Here is a 21118-nt window from a genome sequence, read left to right as displayed (position 1 = left end):
ATCAATAGTGTCTGAAAATCAATAGCCGGTAAAAAAAATGCTTCACAAACTATTTATACCTATTTTCCGTTATAATAATAAAAGAGTTGCTATTCTCGGAAATATCCGAAGGAAAATAAAAAAACAGTATCATTTTATGCAGGAATCTACCGACAAATTCAAGAATGAGGAGTTAATACTCCGCGATTATCTGGCTATTGAAAGAACAAAGTTGGCCAATGTACGAACCTTGTTCTCTTATATCCGTACTTCACTCTATCTTCTTACTGCCGGAATCGGAATATTTCAGATCGAAAGTATATCCCGTCTGGACGGTCTCGCATGGGTATGTGTCGCAACCGGAGTTATCTTGTTCATTCTGGGCTTCATCCGTTATTTTCAAATGGGTAAACAATTGAAGGGGTATGTAAAACAGTCCCATTGTGATTAGAATACCTGGTTGCAGTGTAAAACATCACATGAAATATCACCATCTTTGTTGCTTCATCACGAAGCCTTCAAAGAAATCATCCCGATAACTATTTCCAATTGCAATCTCGTACGATTTGATAAATATATCATTGTTATCAAACGAATCGATATGGGCTGTATTGACTATATACGACTTATTGACCCGTAAAAAAGACTCCTTCGGTAATAAATCAAAAACGGCTTTCAGACTCATACGGGTAATGATACGTTGTTCGCCTAATTGCAAGATCACATAATCTTTCAATCCTTCGACAAAGAGGATATCAGAGAAGTTGACTTTGAAATATCTGCGTTCCGCCTTTACAAAGAAATATTCGGCAGCCGCAATCGTTTCAATCGCTTCCTTTTCCTCTTGCAACAATAAGGAATGATAAGACTGCGCTTTCTCAATCGCTTTCTGAAAGCGTTCCGCCTCCACCGGCTTTATCAGATAATCAATCGCATCCACCTCATAACTATCTAATGCGTATTCTGTATAAGCGGTAGTGAAGATTACCAATGTTCGTTTGGAGATAGTTCGGGCAAACTCAATTCCCGTAATACCCGGCATCTGAATATCCAGAAATACAAGGTCTACTACATGCTGCTCCATAAAGTCAGAAGCTGTGGCAGCACTATTAAAGCTTCCCACCAACTGAAGACATTCCGCCTCCTCTATCAGTAATTTCATTGCCTCACGTGCCAATGGTTCATCATCTACAATAATACAATTCATAGCGTTATACATAAAATTACAATATACCGATTTTCATTCTCTATCTGTTCCAGTTCATAACGATCGGGATATAACAGCCCCAATCTACGCTGAATATTTGCCAGCCCAATACCTCCTACCTTGTTACTGACAGCAACCGCCGGCGTGGAATTTTCACAACGAAATTCCAACCGGTTTTCTTCTACCTTAAAAGAAAGATGTACGGACGAAGGATGCTCACTATCAAAACTATGTTTCACCGCATTCTCCACAAACGGAATAAACAATAACGGCTGAATCCAAATGGAGTCAATGTCTCCCTCCTGCTCCACTGTAAACTGAAAATGATCCCTACGTATTTTTTCCAGATTCAGATAGTCATTCAGAAAACGAATATCCGAAGCTAAAGAGACCCTTTCGCGCGAACTGTCATTAATCTGATACCGCAGTAAATCTTCCAGCTTAAAAAGAACTTTGGAAGCCTCTTCCGGATTCCTCTTAATCAGCACATTGGCATTATTCAGCATATTGAACAGGAAGTGCGGGTTTATCTGATTTTTAAGGAACTTCAGTTCAGATTGCAAAGTGGTAGATTCAAGTTTATCAATACGCAGATTATAACGCAGCCAATGAGTGAACAATGAAATTGCCGCCGAACCTGCGGTAACAAACCCCATAGTAAGTATGCCCGAAAAGGCATTGATGAAAGTAGCAAATCCATCGGGGTTCCTGACAGGCAAAATAACCTCAAAAAGCAATCCTTGCGTAACTGAAAGAAAAGTGATTACCACCAGATTGGTGATGATAGCTGCCAAAACATAACTACCCAAACGATTCTTTAATAGAAAACGGGGAACCAGCACGTGCAGGTTCGTATAAATCACCGCATCCATAGACAAGAAATATGCCAGACACCCTCCCAAGCGTCGCCAGAAAGAGACAGTCTGCAAAGGCTCGTACCAAAAGACATTGATGGTAATCAGCAAAACAACCAGTTGCAACAAGATATGCCTGTATATTCTGTAATGAGAGCTTATCAGAAAAGCGGTCACACCTCTGTCATCCATAGTTCCATCATACGGATTTCTATCAACCGTACTTCTATCTTCTATATTTATTATCATTGTTCACCTCCATTCAATTCCAGTCTTATACATTCAGTAGTTAACAACAATCCGTAACGGTCACCATACAATAAGTCCAGCCTTTGCCTGATTCGTTCCAGCCCTCTGTCTTCAGAGAGATTAAGTTGCGGACACATGCAAATGAATACAATCATGCCTTTTTCAACTTTCAGATGAATACTCAGAGAAACAGGAAGAACGATCTGCTGTTCGTGCATCAGCTTCATAATATGCTGTACGAAAGGAATAAAAAGCAAAGGTGGAACCAACATCCGGTTTACCTCCCCTTCCGAAATAAATTGATAGCTGAATTGCGGCTGGGAACTCTGTTCCAATGTCAGATAATTTGTAAGGAAAGCAACTTCACCGCTAAGTAATACTTTGTGCCTGCTGCAATCGTATAACTGATAACGTAGTAACTGGCTCAATTTCATCAACATCTTCGAAGCCTTTTCCGGTTCAGTCAATGTCAGTTCTCCCGAATGATGCAAAGTTTTGAAAAGAAGTTCGGGACTGACCTGCTCTTTCAGCTGCTCTACTTCAGAAAGTACATGTGCCTTTTCCATCTGTGAAACACGTCGGTTTTCTATCATCCATTCTTTCAGGAGCACAGTCATCGTTCCCCCTATCATACAAAGCATTGACAGCATAAAAGAAGATATGTAGTCCATCAGCATGGGAACCGAGAAATACGATCCCCGTGCATGAAGCTGTGGCCAATAGGAATAAGCCAGATATTCTATAATCATCTGTATCAACAGTGCAACGATCATTGCCACAGACAATAATGATAAATACACCATATAATGCCTTTTCAACAAATATCTTGGGAATAACCAAAAAAGATTCAGGCAGATAACACCCACATAAGTAAGCAAGTATATAAAAGTGAACACATAAATCCATCCCCCCAATATATCCCGGTAGTCCATAAAAATGATGAACACCTGATTGAAAGAGATAGTGCCCAGCACCATGACAAGTATCAGATACCGTATCCATCGAAATTCAGGACTAACAAGTAATCTATATAAAATCGCAGATTCGTTGCCTGCTGTAGCTGTTTCAGTTGCCATATGCTTCATTGGGTACGAAGATAAAACTTTTTCCTTCAAGATTTCTATCCGGATATCTAAAATTCAAGTTTATAGCTCACATTCGTCAGAACCGTGGAACCGTCAGTTGCATCTATTTTTCCGGTTTTCACATTATATTCATGTCCGTAGTGCTCTTTCGTAGCCATGAAATTCAATCCTTTTACAGCAAATTCATGAGATACTTTCTTCTTATTGATACGGTAGCTGACAGTATAATTACCGATAAACATGGGTGAATATTGTTTGGAGAATGCTCTCGTTTCGTCATATTGCACTTCCTTGTCCGGGTGTTTCAGGGTCGCTTCTACATCAATCGGGGAATACCGATCCCCTCCCTGTAATGTCAGTTTCAGATTGACACTAAGGATATTCTCCCTGTTTCGCCCCAACATCCATTCCTTGCCGATAAGTCCATTGATGACGTAGTTCCGGTTAAACTTCGTATCATACCACACACCGTCTCCACCACGGTAACGAGAGTCAAACAACGAACCGGAAACCATATAATAAAGCCCTTTCTCCAGAAAACGTTCGAGAGTAATGTCAATTCCAATATTGCAGCCTCTCCCCTTATTGATAAGGGCATCCTCTACGTAAAAATCAGAGCGATTGAGCACAGAATAGGAACTGTCCGCCATCACAGGTACATCATGCAGAAACTGTACATAGGGTTCTATTTTCAGATTCATGCGGTCTGTAATTTTGTAGCTGAAAGATAACATGATATGCTGTGCTTTGGTAAAATCCAGATTCTTGTTAACAGATTGATTTCCTGTATTTTTTGTTTTTACAAAGTAGACGTCCATTTTCTCCATCCGACTGTACATTCCGTAAGCTAAGGCAAAAGTAGCTTTCGGGCTAGCTTGCCATTTCAAACCGGCACGGGGTTCAACCGACCATTTATTATTCAATGTCAAATATTGCCCGTAGATGCCGGCATTGAGAGTCCAACGGTCACTCAAACCGACAGAAGAACTATTGTAGACAGAAAGCAGACTTGTATTGCCGTCCCCCTGAGATACGGTTTCCAGTACCTGGGCTTCGTAAGGCGCTATAGAAAGATTCATATCATAGAACATAACGGTATATGTAAAGCCTGTTTTATTAGTAAACCGGTTGCTGAACTTACGATTATAGGTACTGGTTACTATGAGGTTGGTGTGCTTCGATTCAAGATCCATGTAAGGAGTCGATTCCAAAGCGTGATTGAACATGGAAGCGCCTCCGTCCAGTTGTGAATAGGTAGCGGCAACGGTGGTTTTCAGCGATGCGTCACTATTGAAGAAATAACGGTGGCTGATACCCCCAGCCGCCATATACTGTTTGTCACGCGACTCACTACGGTCACCCCAATATTCCCATTTCTCCGGATTTCTCTCCATGTCACTCTTAAATTTGTCTACCAAGCTGGTTCCCCATACTGAGAAAGTTCCGGCTTTCTGCGTAGGAAAGTTTAGTTTGAAGTTCAAATCCTGATAATCCATCGTTCCACCGTCAAGATTCAGTAGTCCTGTGGTAGAGTAACGGTAATTGAAGATATACGATGCTTTATGTTTCTTGCTCAAAGGACCCTCAGAAGCAACATCAATTCCCATAATCCCTACTTGAATCGTGTTTTCATTCTTTTGATTATTACCATTTCGTAGCTTCATATCAAATACACCGGACACAGCATTTCCATATTCCGCCGGAAAAGCTCCGGTAAAGAAATCAGAATTACCGAGTACCTGTGAACTAAGAGAAGAAAGAATTCCTCCACCCAATGTGGCAATATCCGCGAAATGATTCGGATTCGGGATTTCTACATCTTCCAGTCGCCATTGTAAAAGATGGGGTGCATTACCATGAATAGAGATGCCATTGGAAGAAACACTGGGTGCTACTCCGGCAAAAGCAGAAACTAAGCGTGCCGGATCATCAAAACCACCTGCATAACGGCTCGCTTCTTCCACACTTAACATACGTGCCCCAGTGGTCGCCATCTTATTCATCGCTTCCTCTTTGTTCGTTCGGGCACGAACTACGACTTCACTCAGTTCGTTTACACTTTCCTTCAGAGGGATTTCCAGATAGACTTCTTTGGCGGAAGTTACCAGTATTTCTCTAAAAAGTCCCGGTTCATACCCCATAAATGCTGCTTCTATCGTATGTCTCCCGACAGGAACCTGCGGAATAATGAAACGTCCCAAACTATCGGTTGTCGTCCCCATCCCTGCTTTGTCAGACAATCTCACTGTCGCATACGGTATAGGGTATTTTGAGTCTCCATCCACTACCATTCCACGAATGGTCTGTACCGGACGGCCTTTCCGTTCCGATGTTTGCCCCAAAACAGTAACTGATACAAATAAGGCAATCAATAATAATATCCATCCCCCATAGCGATACAGTTTCCGTGTGAGTTCTTCGCAAAGAACTTTTTCAAAAGTTTTAAGTACTATCCCACATTCATCTGCCGGAATACCTGAACGGGTTGCTATTTCCCCCAATAACATAGTTTTATTCATCTTCATGACTTATTTTGTTTTTTATTTCGACACGAAGATAAGGGATACAGTATTGCCTGTTTTTCAAATGAGACGAACACGCCTCGTTTGTAGACAAGATATAGGATTGATAAGATAAATATGCCTTCCCCTCTAAATGTTCTAAATTTAATATAATAACAACAGGAGGTTACTCTAAAAATAATGAACTACAGGATATGCTGCATAAATTAATGTAATAATATACAGAAAAGCGAGCCCACACTGCATAATACTACGTAAAATATGCATCTATTCTTGTTCATATAACACTCGTTGGTTTTAAAGGAACACCTTGTTCCTTTAAAACCAACACTTCGTTCCTCACCGAGGAACCTATTTTTTCTTGATGAGAAAGTTATAAAAAGGCTATTTTAGCTTATTTTTTCTCTAGTTTGTCATAGATATCGAGAAATCAAAACGTGACATAAGAAACAAAATCGAATGATTAATCTTTCCAAATAACAGGCATCAACAGAAAATGATTACTATTTATTCAATTATCTCTTCCAATGACATAAAGAAGAAAATCCACACTTACAAATCATTGAGATATTCTATTCCCCTTAGTGAACTCTTTAGAACTCGTGTAAATATCCACTTTTTAAGAAAGGTCATTTTTCAGTAGCTGCGGAGCAATCCTCACTTTACCCATAATATTCTACTTGTTCTGTTCTTTTTTTTGATTTGAGGTGTGGCTATTCGACAAATGGGAACGGATTGATTGTAAATAATGGCAATCAACATCAAGGTAAAAAACCCGTTTTATCTTTCTCGGTTATTTCCCGGATTACTTTACAGGGAACTCCTGCAGCGATTACATTCTCCGGAATATTCTTTGTGATTACACTACCTGCACCGATTACAGAATTTTTCCCGATCGTAACACCACCCATAATATGAACTCCGGCACCTATCCATACATTATCTTCAATTACAATCGGATAAGCATAGCATCCCCCCATAACACGTTCTTGCGGATCGAGCGCATGATTTGCCGTATATAGACCAACGCGTGGTCCTAATAATACATTATCACCTATCGTAATGAGATTTCCATCCAACATAATACAATCAAAGTTGGCAAAGAAATTGTTTCCAATACTGATATTGAATCCGAACTCGCACCGGAAATGCGGCTCAAAATGAACACCATTACCGACATGTTTCAATAGTTTACGTAATAATGCCTCCCGAACTTCTTTAGGTCTTCCATAAGTGGAATTATAATCATTAGTCAAAAAGACAGCCCGTTCTCTTCTTTGAACCAATTCTATAGACAAGTCGTTATACATTTCCCCTGAATGCATTCTTTCACACAATTCTTTATTTTCCATATATCACGATATTTTTTAATGCAGTATGTATTGCAAATATATGGAATTAGCCGGATTAAAGAAACAGCAGTTGATTTTCAAAAATAATTTTATAACTTTGGCGATATTGAATCCTTGTAATTTTATATAAAGCATGAATATCATTTCTCTTAAAGACTCACCTCAATATTTAGAAAAAGCTATTGCCTATTTCCAAAGTAAATGGGCTAATGAAAACACGAAAATGGTGTATGACGATTGTTTCAGACATTCTCTAAAAGCCGAAAATCCCATACCTCAATGGTATCTTCTTATGAATGGTGATGAAATTGTAGGGTGTGCAGGACTTGTTAGCAATGATTTTAATTCTCGTATGGATTTATATCCTTGGTTCGTTTCCTTATTCATTGAGGAAAAGTACAGAGGAAATAACTATGCCAGTCTTTTAATAGAACGGGCAAAGAAAGATACACAAAAAATCGGTTTTTCGAAATTATACTTAAGTACCAGTCATACTTCGTATTACGAACGATTAGGCTTCACCTATATCGGAGATTGTTGGCATCCTTGGGGAGAAAGTTCTCGTGTATATGAAATCATTCTAAAATAATCAGATAGAAACAATAACAGATTTCATAGAAATAAACCGAAAAGACTGGATTACTTTATAATCTCTAAGTCTTCAACCCGTACATATCCAACAGTTTCGTCAGATTCTGTTATAAGAGTATATCTCACTTTGCACCAATCACCTTTAATATCATCAATAACAACGCGTCCGCCAAAGTATGCACCTGCCATATTATCATCTTTATTTATCAATCTCCCATTGGGTGAAATATAAGCACGATTGGTACAAAGAAAAGCCCGATCACCAATCTTTATAGGCAAAAAGGTAACAGATTTACAATTTTCAGGCATTTTCAAATCAGACTTATATACATTCGCCAAGTTTTCCGTAGTCATATTAATCCAAATATGAAATCCTTCTCTGAAGTCAAGTTCCGAAAAAGAATGATTTATATGAATTTGTGAATTGCATGAATACAGTTTCCCATATTTTTCAGAAGTGCTCGCATAAACAGCATATAAGATATTACCCTGTTCATCATAATAAACGACATTATTAAGGTCACCCCCATCCGAGTACCATTTGATAGTCTTGCGTACCCTTCCTTTTTCATCATAATATAAAGTCGCAAAACTTGTGACCTGCCTATAGTCTATATCAGCTACCACATCTGAGTGATCACACATACTCGGAGCTGCAAACTCCAGATACATATATTTACCTAAACTATCGACAGGTACAAGATACGCTATCCGTAACGGCATCTTATTAATAGCTTCAACTTGACTTGTACATTCCGGATAAGTATTTGTCTGTGCAAAGGCTGATATTGCCACAACAGAGAGTAACAGAGTTAATAGGATTGTTCTCATTATATTCATTCAAGTTTTAAGTCCCTCAAATATACAAAAAAAGGCATAAAAAAAGGCTATCTATCCCAGACAGCCAATCTTTTTGTTAACCTTAAATCTAATACTATGAAAAACACACTACAAAGATACGGACTTTCCGCATATCTCCAAATTTCCGGAGCAGAGCGGAGCATCTTATAACATGGTTTAATAAAAGCAGCAGATTCGTTAACATTTAACATAATTCATTTGGATATTAACTAATGCCTGACAGAATCTGAAATACCGTCAGCCCAAAGAACACTTGTCTATCTTAAACCTCACACCGGATATCCAAACCTTTTTCATAGTTCTTTTGTTTATAAAGTAGAATAACTAAATACACGATATGAGCATCAAAGAACAATACTGGAAATATTCCCTCATCGTCATCATACTATTTATGGGAATCATCATCTTCCGTCAAATCACCCCTTTTCTAGGGGGATTGTTGGGAGCACTCACTATTTATATTCTAGTACGTAAACAAATGGCACACCTGACAGAAAGATGGAAAATAAAACGCAGTGTTGCCGCATTACTGATCACAGCAGAAACGGTTATGGTATTTTTGGTACCACTTGGATTAACCGTCTGGCTATTGGTAAGCAAACTTCAAGATATCAATCTGGACCCTCAAACATTCATCGCTCCTATGCAGCAAGTGGCAGAGTTTATCAAAGAAAAAACCGGTTACGATGTATTAGGGAAAGATACCATATCATTCATTGTCTCCATCCTTCCCCGCATCGGACAGATCATTATGGAAAGCATCAGCAGCCTTGCCATCAATCTGTTTGTCATGGTATTCGTACTATACTTTATGCTGATAGGAGGAAAAAAAATGGAGGCTTATGTGAATGATATTTTGCCATTTAATGAAGCAAACACACAGGAAGTTATTCATGAGATTAACATGATTGTACGTTCCAACGCTATCGGCATCCCGCTATTAGCAATCATCCAAGGAGGAGTAGCCATGATAGGATATCTCATCTTCGGAGCACCGAACATATTAATTCTGGGATTTCTTACCTGCTTTGCCACCATCATTCCGATGGTAGGAACTGCCCTGATATGGTTTCCCGTAGCCGCTTATCTTGCTGTAACCGGAGACTGGTTCAATGCTATCGGACTCGCTGCCTACGGAGCAATAGTCGTATCACAATCTGATAACCTGATCCGATTTATTCTGCAAAAGAAAATGGCCGATACCCATCCACTGATTACCATATTCGGAGTTGTAATTGGCTTGCCGCTATTCGGTTTTATGGGAGTTATCTTTGGTCCGTTACTACTCTCACTATTCTTTCTCTTTGTTGACATGTTCAAGAAAGAATATCTGGATTTACGAAATAACCTTCCTTCGAGATGACGGAGCTACCAAAAAAATGCGTACTTTTGCAGTCGTAAAAACGACACTTTAATTCAATGGAAGCATTTACATTCAACACTGTTGAACTGATTCTTTTATCGGCGGCAGGTATTCTTTTTATCATTCAGCTCATTTATTATTTCGGCTTGTATAATCGAATACATATCCGCAATAAAGCTGTACGCAAAGAAGAAGTGCATTTCACACAGGAAATGCCTCCACTTTCCGTAATACTTTGTGCACGAAATGAAGCTGATAACTTACGTAAAATCTTACCTGCCATTCTCGAACAAGACTATCCGCAGTTCGAAGTGATTGTTATCAACGATGCTTCTACAGATGAGACAGAGGATGTATTGGGATTTATGGAAGAGAAATACCCCCATCTCTACCATAGCTTTACTCCTGACAGTGCACGCTATATCAGCCACAAGAAACTAGCCTTAACGCTAGGTATCAAAGCCAGTAAACATGACTGGTTAGTATTTACAGAAACAAATTGTATGCCTGCCAGTCGCCAATGGCTTAAACTAATGGCACGCAATTTCACTTCACAGACTCAAATAGTGCTGGGATATAGCGGTTACGACCGGACCAAAGGATGGCTACACAAACGAGTAGCTTTTGACACTTTATTCCAGTCCCTGCGTTATTTGTGTTTTGCACTGGCAGGAAAGCCATATATGGGTATCGGACGTAACATGGCTTATCGGAAAGAATTATTCTTCCAAAGAAAAGGTTACTCCACTTACCTGAATCTGCAACGCGGAGAAGATGATCTGTTCATCAACCAGATAGCGACTCCATCAAACACACGGGTAGAAACGGATATCAATGCAACCATGCGGATACAACCTGTATATAACTACAAAGAATGGAAGGAAGAAAAGATTAGCTACATGGCTACCGCACGCTATTATCGCGGCATACAACGCTATTTATCAGGATTTGAAACTTTCTCCCGTTTACTGTTTTACGCTGTCTGTATAGCGGGTATTGTAATCGGTATCCTCCATTTACACTGGCTGTCTGCCGGAATTGCATTATTGATATGGATATTCCGTTATATTGTACAGGCAGTCGTCATCAATCAAACAGCCAAAGAAATGGGCGGAGGCAGAAAATATTATTTCTCTCTGCCGGTATTCGATATTCTCCAACCCATCCAGTCACTTAGATTTAAACTCTACCGTTCTTTCCGGAGAAAAGGAGATTTTATGAGAAGATAAGCAATCATATAGATTACAGGGTTCGCTGCATATAAATCGCATCCGAACCATCATGATAATAGGCTGGCTTTACTCCCACGGGAATAAAGCCATTTTTCATATATAGCCTGATAGCAGGAGTATTTGTAACTTTCACTTCGAGTGTAATCTTTGCCGCCTTACAGTCATGAGCTGTAGCAATCGTCTGTTCCATCAGTAACTGCCCCAGTTTCCGACCTCTGAAATCCGGATGGACAGCTATCGAATATATTCTCAGATAGCGAGTTCCCGCATGAAGCAACAACGAGATATAAGCTATAATCTGCTCTTGCTCTACCACCACATAAAAGATTCCTTTTGAACGACCGATCAGATAGGTAAACTGTTCCCGCGAGAAACTATCTTCCCGGAAACATTCCTGCTCTATTTCCAGAATAGCAGGAATATCCCTCAAATTTGCTTTGCGAAGGTATACGGTCTGTTCCATCACTAATAATGTTTCATATCCAAAGCCTGCTCAAAGTGATTCAGCAGACGATAATACATTTCGTCACCGATAATCGCATCTTCCAATTCATGGTCAATACTCGGATTATCATTGATTTCAATAACGTAAGCCTTATCATCCACCATTTTCAAGTCTACTCCATACAAACCTTTTCCTATGAGATTGGCAGCTTTTATCGCTGTATCCAATACCACACGTGGTACTTGATAGATAGGAATCGTATCCACTAATCCACAGCGGCTCCTTCCCGAATCATAATGGCAATAAATCTGCCAATGTCCTTTTGCCATGTAGTACTTGCAGGCATACAAAGGTACTCCATTCAACAAACCAACACGCCAATCAAACTCCGTAGGCGTAAACGCCTGTGCCAATAAGATAGCCGACTTCTCGAAAAGGACTTCAAGGCTGGTTTTCAGCTCTTCTTCATTGGATACTTTTTTCATCCCAATGGAATAAGAACCGTCCGGTATCTTCAAAATGAAAGGAGCACCTACCTGCTCGCTTATCTGTTCGAACGAATTTTCATTGGACTGGAAAATCAATGTAGACTTCGGTGCCGAAATCTTTTCTTTCTCAAAAAGTTCTTTCAGATAAACCTTATTCGTACACCGGATAATAGACAACGGATCATCAATAACTAACATTCCATTTTGTGCAGCCAACTGCGACAAATGGAATGTATAATGATTCAGTGATGTCGTCGTACGGATAAACAGCGCATCAAACTCCAGCAAGCGCATAGCGTCATCTTCCGTAATCATTTCAACATGAATATTCATCTTCTTGGCTACTTCGGACAGCTTATGCAAAGCCCCTTTATTACTAGGCGGAAATTTTTCTTTCGGATCAATAAGTACTGCCAAACTGTATCTGGGAGCTTTTGTCGACTTAGGCGCACGCCATATCTTCTTATTAAAATTATCGAGTGTATTAGCAAAGAAGTCCTGTTCCTCATCATCCAACCGGTTCAAAGGCAAAAACTGAATACTTTCAATCTGATTCTTAGGATGAGTATTCAGGGCAACTTTCAGTAATGGACAGGGATAATTCTCGAAAATAAAACGGGCTACTCTTTCCAACCCTTTCTCACGGCATTTCCCGAAATAGATATTCAGATACCAGATATCACTTTTGATCCCATTCTTCTGAATCCACTGATAACACAATGCCTGCAGGCTACGATCCATACGGATCCCTGTCCCTGTCTCCAGTTTATTGATGATATCAACATCGGGAATCACCCGTTGTCCTCTCGTTTGGGCAAGCAACGAACAATAATACCCTTCGGAATTATAGCTGTAATCATTGCTAAGATTAATAACTAACTTCCGGTCTTTTTCAACCGGCTTGTTCTTCAGATAGTCGGAAACAGTCAGGATACTTTTTGTCTCACAATACGGTTTCCAGTCATCCGGATTATCCAACAGAATTAACACATTATTCATAATGGTTAAAAATTAAACCTACAAGAGGATATTAAGTAAATTGGGCGCAAATATAGACATATTATTCACTCTACATCACGTAAGAGTCTAAATTATTTTTGCAGCAAAAAAAGAAAAGAAAAAGAAGGGATTACTCGTATCGCATGGAACTTGCAGGATTGATCTTTGTTATTAGGAAAGAAGGGCCAATCAGCATCAGGACGGATGCCAGCAAAGTACCTGCATTAATCAAAAGGAAGAACCAAATATTGAAAGAAACCGATACTGTATCCACATAATAATTCTCCGGATCAAGTTTGAATATTCCAAATTGAGATTGAATAAAGCAGAATGCCAGTCCAATTACATTTCCCCAAAGCATTCCTTTACCAATAAGAAAGACTGCAAACCAAAGAAAAGTCTTGCGAATCGTAAAATTATCAGCTCCCAGAGCCTTTAATATTCCGATCATATTAGTTCGTTCTATGATAATAATCAGCAAACCGGAAATCATGGTAAAGCCAGCAACTCCAATCATCAGAAAAAGGATTACCCATACATTAAGATCAAGCAAATTCAACCATTCAAATATTTGAGGATTCAGTTGTTCTATGTTGCGTACATAATATATACCGCCAAACTCATCCCGCTGGTTGTCAGTGTCAACTGCTATTTCATAAGTTATATCTTCCAGCTTATCATAGTTATGCACCTGCAACTCTACTCCACTCACCTGCTCCGGCTGCCAGCCATTCAGGCGATTTACTAAATAAAGGTCCGTCAATAAAAAGAGGTTATCATATTCGGAAAAATTGGTCTGATAAATACCTGCAATCGTCAAACGTCGGGCACGAATATTATCCTGGATATAATAGGTATATATCTTATCCCCCAGCTTCAACTTCATTTTGGTAGCCAATGCCTTGGAGATAAGTACCTGATTACTGGAAACCGAATCGCTGAACACAGGAATCTCTCCTTCCACCAGATACTCTTGCATAAAACCAGGATCAAACTCCGGTCCGACACCTTTCAAGACCATTCCTTGAAAAGCATCATCCGTTTTTATCATCCCCGGCTTTGTGGAATAACGTTGCACATGGCTTACTTCGGGATAGCTGGAAAGAGCAGTCATCATGCTGTCGCCTACCGCTATCGGATGAGTCTCATAAGAATTAACCGCATCCAGGTTCGCTATCTGAATGTGTGACCCGAATCCGATCACTTTATTCCTTACCTCACTTTTAAACCCTATAACTACTGCCACCGCAATAATCATAACAGCCAGCCCGATAGCAATACCGGCCATAGCAATGAGGACCGCAGGACGTGAAACCTGCTTTCCACCATCGCTTTCGCGATAAATACGACGAGCTATAAAAAGAGATAACGACAATTCTTTTAAATATTAAGTAATAGGTATTAAGTATTAGCCACAGCTTATTTAGAGATTAGGAATTAAGTATTTATTAAGCATTAAGACATTACCTTATAATACATCATACGCCAATCAGCGTCTACGGTTAATACTTAATACTTATTAATCTATTCCTTATTCCGTTCTTCCCGGATACGCTTCCAAAGCCTTCTGCAAAATAAAAAGCGCACGGTTCAAATCTTCTTTCTTCAATACGTAGGCGATACGGACTTCATTGGTACCTGAGCCCGGGGTAGTATAAAAACCAGAAGCCGGAGCCATAAATACAGTTTGCCCTTCATATTCAAAATCAGAAAGACACCAGGCACAGAACTTATCCGAATCATCTACAGGAAGTTTGGCTACAGTATAGAAAGCCCCCATCGGAATTGGAGAATAAACACCCGGAATACGGTTCAATCCGTCAATCAGGCATTTACGACGTTCCACGTATTCATCATACGTCTCCCGTGAATATTCTTCCGGAGCATCCAGAGAGGCCTCAGCAGCTATCTGTCCGATTAAAGGAGGACTCAAACGAGCCTGACAGAACTTCATAACAGCATCACGTATCTCTTTGTTCTTGGTAATCAAAGCACCGATGCGAATACCACATTCGGAATAACGTTTTGAAACAGAATCGATCAGTACGACATTATTCTCAATACCTTCCAAATGGCAGGCAGAGATATAAGGGGAACCGGTATAAATAAATTCACGATATACTTCATCCGAAAAGAGGAAGAGGTCATACTTCTTCACCAAATCCCGAATCTGATTCATTTCACGACGGGTATACAGATATCCTGTCGGATTATTCGGGTTGCAAATCAGAATCGCTTTGGTACGTTCGTTGATCAATTCTTCGAATTTCTCCACTTTCGGCAGAGAAAACCCTTCTTCAATGGTCGTGGCAATCGTACGGATCTTTGCTCCAGCAGAAATGGCAAATGCCATATAATTGGCGTATGCAGGTTCCGGAACTATGATTTCATCACCCGGATTCAAACAGGAAAGGAAGGAGAAAAGTACCGCTTCCGAACCTCCTGATGTAATAATTATATCGTCAGCCGTCAGGTTGATGTTGAACTTTGCATAATATCCTACTAGTTTCTCGCGATAGCTACGGTTTCCGGCACTGGGGCTATATTCCAGTACTTTACGATCAATATTGCGTATCGCGTCAATCGCGGCCTGAGGAGTGGGCAGATCAGGCTGTCCGATATTCAGGTGAAACACATGGACTCCCCGTTGCTTGGCAGCGTCTGCCAATGGAGCCAGCTTTCTGATAGGAGATGCAGGCATCTCGTTTCCGCGAATGGATATGGTCGGCATAATTTTATTGACTATTTTACAATTTACTATTTACTATTTAACTTGGAGCTGCAAATGTACGCAATTATTTGAATACAGAGACATAAAAACTTTAAAAACCTTAGCAAGGTTAAAAACCTTATGGTAATTTGAAAAGAAAGCTATACATTTGTAATACAGAAAACTTAAAACAATATCATAATGACCATACACCTTATCGCATTCGCTTCAATACTACATAAACAAGCCTCGTTGCGTAGTTCACACGAAGCTATTTTGAGTGAGCTTGAAAAATATTATACTGTAAGGCTCATCGATTATCAAGATATGGATAAGCTGAACAGTGATGATTTCAAGATCATTTTTGTCGCTACCGGAGGAGTGGAAAGACTGGTTATCCAGCATTTCGAACGTCTGCCCCGACCTGCCATTTTGTTAGCAGACGGCATGCAGAACTCACTTGCTGCAGCACTGGAAATATCAACTTGGTTGCGAGGAAGGGGAATGAAGAGCGAAATTCTTCATGGTGAACTCCCGTCTATCGTTCAAAGGGTACATATACTTTATAACAATTTCCGGGCACAGCGTTCTTTGTTTGGTAAACGTATAGGCGTCATCGGTACTCCTTCTTCCTGGTTGGTTGCCAGTAATGTTGACTATCTTTTGGCTAAGCGCCGCTGGGGCATCGAATACATAGATATTCCACTGGAACGAGTCTATGAACATTTTCAACAAATTACAGATGAAGAAGTAGGTGCATCGTGTGCTGCCGTTGCTTCGCAAGCTCTTGCTTGTCGCGAGGGAAGTCCTGAAGATTTAATCAAGGCTATGCGATTATACCGGGCGATAAAGAAGATATGTAAAGAAGAAAAGCTGGAAGCACTGACTTTAAGTTGCTTCAAGTTGATCGAGCAGATAGACACTACCGGTTGCCTGGCATTATCCTTATTGAATGACGACGGAATAATGGCAGGATGTGAAGGAGACCTTCAATCCATCTTCACCCTTCTGGCTGTCAAAGCACTTACAACCAAAGAAGGTTTCATGGCAAATCCTTCTATGATCAATACCCGGACAAACGAACTGATATTAGCACATTGCACCGTAGGACTGCAACAAACGGAAAGATATATCATCCGTAATCATTTTGAGACGGAAAAAGGAATAGCCATACAAGGACTACTTCCCACCGGAGATGTAACGGTCATTAAATGTGGTGGTGAATGTCTGGATGAATATTATCTGTCTACAGGAACACTGACCGAAAATACCAATTATATTAATATGTGCCGTACACAGGTACGTATCCGGATGAATACCCCGGCAGAATATTTCTTGAAAAATCCGTTGGGCAACCATCACATCATGATTCATGGTAACTATGAAGATACATTGAATGAGTTCTTCATGGCAAATGCCTGCAAGCGGACAGAATAAACATTCTAAAAAACACTTTTAGGCTCATCATAAAATAAAGCCTCTGTTGGTCTTCAACAGAGGCTTTATTTATATCAAACAGAGGTTCAGTTACAACCAATCAGAGCCTCTGTTTTTAATCAGGCTATATTTTATGAAAGTTCAATAGCTACATCTTCCCACTTACCGCCATGCCACTCCACTACAGAGGAGAAACCGGCCTTCTTCAGAGCAGTCAACGCTTCAACGCGGCTGTTATTGATCCGTTCCGGATAGTGGGCATCACTGTTCACTTGTACCCGGACACCTAACTCTTTCAACAAAGAAAAATAACGTTCATTCGGGTAAAAAGTCCCCAAATCATGATAGGACTTTGTATTGATTTCAACAATATATCCATGTTCGGCAATTGTCGTAAAATATCGATGTAGCAATCTGTCATACCATAACTCATCTAATAAGCCGGGGCGATAACAGGAAGCATTGTAATGCATTTTATCCGCATGACCTACAATATCAAAGCCTCCCAAATCTAACATATGAAACAGATTGTTATAGTATGACCAAATCACGTAATCAAGATTACCTCCAAAATGCTGATCTACCAACTGCCGGAAAGTATCTGCCGGAGTATCAATATCCACTACTTTTCCTTCCGGAGAATAGAGCATATGCACGGAACCGATCCGATAATCAAGTGGCAGATTCTGAAAACTAGGCAAAGCGGGATGGCTTTCCTCATTCAAATAATCAATTTCAAGACCGATGATTAATTCTATCTTATCGGCATATTTCTCTTTCAGGCGGGAAAACTCAGCAAGATAATCATCCATCCGATCCCATTCCATTGTCCATGCGGTAGAAAATGGCAGTGGAGCGTGAGACGAAATACCATAAGAAGTAAAGCCTGCACTTATGGCAAAACGAATAAAATCTTCCATATTAGCTCGCCCGTCACAATACAGACAGTGGCTATGATAATTAGTCAGATTGGGCATAATAGGTTTTATCTGGTTATTTCGGTTTTCATATTAATCTTTATCGGCATCAACCTTCTATCTCGCTTAATTCTAACCAACGCATTGTCTTTTCGTCAATCAGTTCATTCACTTCAGGCAAACGTTTAGACTTGTCAGTCAGTTCATCTACAGAAAGAGTACCACTACAAAGCAATTCCTCAATCTGTACCTTCTCCGCTTCCAGTTGTGCTATTTCTTTTTCCAGCTGTTCGAACTCACGTTTTTCCTTGAAACTCATTTTACGTTTATCATTCAGACGAACACGGGCTGTTTTCTCTTCCTGCGGCTTCTCTGCTTCTTTTTCTTTCTGAGCTTTCGCTTCTTTCCAGTCACGATAATCACTGTAGTTACCGGGGAAGTCCCGGATATCTCCCTGACCGTTAAAGACCAACAGATGATCAACAACCTTATCCATAAAGTAGCGGTCGTGAGATACAACAATCACACAGCCTTTGAAACTCTGGAGGTATTCTTCCAAAACATTCAAGGTAATGATATCCAGATCGTTGGTAGGCTCATCCAATACCAGAAAGTTAGGATTACGCATCAAGACCGTGCACAAGTAAAGACGACGGCGCTCTCCTCCACTCAGTTTATAGACATAACTATGCTGCGTTTCCGGAGTAAACAGGAAATGTTGCAGGAATTGTGAGGCTGTCAGTTTCTTGCCATTACCCAGTTCAATTACTTCGGCAATATCCTGTACCACATCAATAACCTTCATCTGCTCGTCAAACTGAAGCCCATCCTGCGAGTAATAACCGAAACGAACTGTTTCGCCGATGTCTATTGTTCCTCCATCCGGTTTTACCAGTCCCATTAATATTTTAATGAAAGTAGATTTTCCGGTACCGTTATTTCCCACAATACCCATTTTCTCATAACGGGAGAAAATATATGAGAAATCGTCCAGAATCTTCAGATCACCGAAGCTCTTGGATAAATGATCAGCTTCAAATATCTTGCTTCCAATATAAGACGCTTTTACTTCCAGTTTCACGTTATCATTACGCTGGCGCTGTTTGGCAACTTTCTCCAATTCATAAAAAGCGTCTTCACGATAACGGGCTTTATGACCGCGTGCCTGTGGCATCCGGCGCATCCAGTCGAGTTCAGTACGATAAAGATTATTGGCGCGTTCTATTTCCACGCTTTTCGCTTCGATACGTTCCTCACGTTTCTCCAGGTAATAGCTGTAATTTCCTTTATATTGATAAAGTTGCTGATTGTCTATTTCAATAATCTCCGAACAAACACGGTCGAGGAAATAACGGTCATGCGTTACCATCAACAGGCTAAGGTTGGTACGGCGGAGATATTCTTCCAGCCATTCAGTCATATCCAGATCCAAATGGTTGGTAGGCTCATCCAGAATCAGCAGGTCGGGTTCGGTAATCAAGGCGTTGGCCAATGCAACACGCTTCAATTGTCCGCCGGACAGTTGCTTCACCTTCTGATCAAAATTTCTGATTTTCAGTTGAGATAGAATCTGCTTTGCTTTCTGTTCGTACTCCCATGCTTTTTCCTGATCCATGCGCGCCAAAAGATCTTCCAGTCCCGGATGTCCTTCGGTTTCCATACAGCGCTCGTATTCCTTAATCAGTTCTACAGTACTGTTTCCATGATGAAAGCAAGCTTCAAGAACGGTCAGTTCTTCGGGGTACTGCGGATCCTGCTCCAGATAATCTACACGGAGATCACGGCGGAAAACGATGCTACCGCTATCATGTCCTTCTTTCCCTGAGATAATATTCAATAAAGTAGTCTTTCCACTACCATTCTTTGCTATTAATCCGACACGCTGCCCTTCGGCAATGCCAAATGATATATTTTCAAAAAGAACCAGATCTCCGAAAGACTTGGTCAGGTTGTCTACTTGTAAATAAGGTACTGCCATTTAATCCAAACACTTCTTATATTCCTCTACTACGTTGCAAGGCTCTCCTGCCTTCACTCTGCTCCATGTTAACTTCATCGGGTCGATAGTCCGGTCTTTATACCGGAGTAAAGGTGCCTCACGATTACCGTCAATCAATGTCATCCATTCCATGCCATCGATCTCATTTGCAAGGATAGCGCAAATGGTGATACCTATCGCCATCCACTCCTCTTTCTTTTTCGGTCCTATTTTGCCGGAATCAATCACTTGTTGCAGTTTCTCCAAGTCTTCTTCCACTCCCTGAAAATCTTTTTTCAGTTCCTGTTTCACCATCGACACGGTCCACTCATAACTTTCATTCACCAGATAGATTTCCGAAAGACGGATGGGAATCAATTCTGCCGGATATTTCTGATCTTCCTTACGAATCTCCAACGTAGCAATCACCTCTTCCGCTTCTTTCACCGCTCCTCCCTTGGGGACGGTAAACGAACATTCGAAAGCTATATTGTCAATGCCTGTGATCCATAAATGAGAAGTGTAATACGTGCCGTCTTCCTGAAACATCTCTTTGCTATAAGCGCAATCCAACTGTCCGATTTTCACCAATGAAGCCGAATCGTTCTCTTTCAACTCCAGCCGAATGGCTTCTTTGCCATAACCGGCATTCCCTTTAAATGCAGATATACGAAAGTTTCCCGTCCAAACATCGGGATTATAGAAAAGAAAAGAGCCTTCGCCATCTTCAAACTCATTCCAGTCCGACGGATAGTTTATAGAAAACCAAGCTCCGGGAGAGATAAATTTCTTGCCTTGCATTCTTTTTCGTTAAATGATTACTTGGCAAAAATACAAATTAAAAATGAA

18 protein-coding genes are annotated in these 21118 nt (G+C 40.4%); 5 read left to right on the top strand and 13 right to left on the bottom strand.

Translation table 11 applies throughout. The features are described 5' to 3' along the window. The first annotated feature begins 136 nt into the window (after positions 1-136). Positions 137-430, top strand: coding sequence for a YidH family protein (locus tag HMPREF2794_RS27190; RefSeq protein ID WP_022301824.1), 294 nt, complete (start codon positions 137-139; stop codon positions 428-430). Between the two features lie 36 nt (positions 431-466). Here HMPREF2794_RS27190 and HMPREF2794_RS27185 read toward each other — a convergent pair whose 3' ends face one another. The 5 genes from HMPREF2794_RS27185 to HMPREF2794_RS27165 form a co-directional block, all read right to left on the bottom strand. Beyond that, the gene (locus HMPREF2794_RS27185) at positions 467-1186 is read right to left on the bottom strand and encodes a LytR/AlgR family response regulator transcription factor (RefSeq protein WP_070753249.1); all 720 of its coding nucleotides are present in this window, start codon (positions 1184-1186) and stop codon (positions 467-469) included. Beyond that, the gene (locus tag HMPREF2794_RS27180) at positions 1183-2232 is read right to left on the bottom strand and encodes a sensor histidine kinase (RefSeq protein WP_371491451.1); all 1050 of its coding nucleotides are present in this window, start codon (positions 2230-2232) and stop codon (positions 1183-1185) included. Before HMPREF2794_RS27180 ends, HMPREF2794_RS27185 begins: the two co-directional genes overlap by 4 nt. A gap of 53 nt (positions 2233-2285) precedes the next feature. After that, a complete protein-coding gene (locus HMPREF2794_RS27175; protein ID WP_070753251.1) occupies positions 2286-3365 on the bottom strand; it encodes a sensor histidine kinase in 1080 nt (359 codons plus the stop codon). Between the two features lie 56 nt (positions 3366-3421). Then, positions 3422-5899 (bottom strand): TonB-dependent receptor, encoded by a 2478-nt coding sequence (locus HMPREF2794_RS27170; protein ID WP_070753225.1) that lies wholly within the window; start codon positions 5897-5899, stop codon positions 3422-3424. Positions 5900-6657: 758 nt separating this feature from the next. Beyond that, positions 6658-7248 carry a sugar O-acetyltransferase gene (locus HMPREF2794_RS27165; RefSeq protein WP_010538720.1) on the bottom strand — a complete coding sequence of 197 codons (591 nt, stop codon included), beginning with the start codon at positions 7246-7248 and terminating at the stop codon, positions 6658-6660. 133 nt (positions 7249-7381) lie between these two features. On the opposite strand from HMPREF2794_RS27165, the gene HMPREF2794_RS27160 reads away from it, so the two are divergent. Beyond that, on the top strand, positions 7382-7837 hold the full coding sequence (locus HMPREF2794_RS27160; protein WP_010538721.1) for a GNAT family N-acetyltransferase: 456 nt from the start codon (positions 7382-7384) through the stop codon (positions 7835-7837). A gap of 50 nt (positions 7838-7887) precedes the next feature. Here HMPREF2794_RS27160 and HMPREF2794_RS27155 read toward each other — a convergent pair whose 3' ends face one another. Then, a complete protein-coding gene (locus HMPREF2794_RS27155) occupies positions 7888-8670 on the bottom strand; it encodes a hypothetical protein (protein ID WP_224207195.1) in 783 nt (260 codons plus the stop codon). A 367-nt stretch (positions 8671-9037) separates the two neighbouring features. On the opposite strand from HMPREF2794_RS27155, the gene HMPREF2794_RS27150 reads away from it, so the two are divergent. Both HMPREF2794_RS27150 and HMPREF2794_RS27145 read left to right on the top strand, forming a co-directional pair. Continuing rightward, on the top strand, positions 9038-10063 hold the full coding sequence (locus HMPREF2794_RS27150; RefSeq protein ID WP_010538723.1) for an AI-2E family transporter: 1026 nt from the start codon (positions 9038-9040) through the stop codon (positions 10061-10063). Between the two features lie 56 nt (positions 10064-10119). Further along, positions 10120-11292, top strand: coding sequence for a glycosyltransferase (locus tag HMPREF2794_RS27145; RefSeq protein ID WP_070753223.1), 1173 nt, complete (start codon positions 10120-10122; stop codon positions 11290-11292). A gap of 13 nt (positions 11293-11305) precedes the next feature. Here the strand turns inward: HMPREF2794_RS27145 and rimI are convergent, their stop codons facing one another. The 4 genes from rimI to HMPREF2794_RS27125 all read right to left on the bottom strand — a co-directional run bounded on the left by rimI (position 11306) and on the right by HMPREF2794_RS27125 (position 15958). After that, positions 11306-11758: a ribosomal protein S18-alanine N-acetyltransferase gene (rimI, locus tag HMPREF2794_RS27140; RefSeq protein WP_070753221.1), complete on the bottom strand. Its 453-nt coding sequence runs from the start codon at positions 11756-11758 to the stop codon at positions 11306-11308. A 2-nt stretch (positions 11759-11760) separates the two neighbouring features. Continuing rightward, complete coding sequence (locus tag HMPREF2794_RS27135; protein WP_070753219.1) at positions 11761-13227, bottom strand: RimK family protein; 1467 nt, start codon at positions 13225-13227, stop codon at positions 11761-11763. A 130-nt stretch (positions 13228-13357) separates the two neighbouring features. Then, a complete protein-coding gene (locus HMPREF2794_RS27130; protein WP_010538727.1) occupies positions 13358-14602 on the bottom strand; it encodes an ABC transporter permease in 1245 nt (414 codons plus the stop codon). A 156-nt stretch (positions 14603-14758) separates the two neighbouring features. After that, complete coding sequence (locus HMPREF2794_RS27125; RefSeq protein WP_022301816.1) at positions 14759-15958, bottom strand: pyridoxal phosphate-dependent aminotransferase; 1200 nt, start codon at positions 15956-15958, stop codon at positions 14759-14761. Between the two features lie 180 nt (positions 15959-16138). Here HMPREF2794_RS27125 and HMPREF2794_RS27120 point away from each other — a divergent pair, with 180 nt between their 5' ends. Beyond that, positions 16139-17374: a fucose isomerase gene (locus HMPREF2794_RS27120; protein WP_010538729.1), complete on the top strand. Its 1236-nt coding sequence runs from the start codon at positions 16139-16141 to the stop codon at positions 17372-17374. A 131-nt stretch (positions 17375-17505) separates the two neighbouring features. Here HMPREF2794_RS27120 and HMPREF2794_RS27115 read toward each other — a convergent pair whose 3' ends face one another. The 3 genes from HMPREF2794_RS27115 to HMPREF2794_RS27105 are packed head-to-tail and all read right to left on the bottom strand — an operon-like array spanning position 17506 to position 21070. Further along, positions 17506-18351 (bottom strand): histidinol-phosphatase, encoded by an 846-nt coding sequence (locus HMPREF2794_RS27115; RefSeq protein WP_010538730.1) that lies wholly within the window; start codon positions 18349-18351, stop codon positions 17506-17508. Between the two features lie 49 nt (positions 18352-18400). Continuing rightward, positions 18401-20269 (bottom strand): ABC-F family ATP-binding cassette domain-containing protein, encoded by a 1869-nt coding sequence (locus HMPREF2794_RS27110; protein ID WP_070753217.1) that lies wholly within the window; start codon positions 20267-20269, stop codon positions 18401-18403. Then, positions 20270-21070, bottom strand: a complete 801-nt coding sequence (locus HMPREF2794_RS27105) for a DUF3805 domain-containing protein (protein WP_010538732.1) — start codon at positions 21068-21070, stop codon at positions 20270-20272. Positions 21071-21118 lie beyond the last annotated feature (48 nt).

The organism is Bacteroides sp. HMSC067B03 (genome assembly GCF_001811315.1).
Taxonomy (GTDB): Bacteria; Bacteroidota; Bacteroidia; order Bacteroidales; family Bacteroidaceae; genus Bacteroides; species Bacteroides faecis.
Note: the sequence above shows the minus strand (reverse complement) of the source record. Positions and strands in the feature narration are given on the sequence as shown.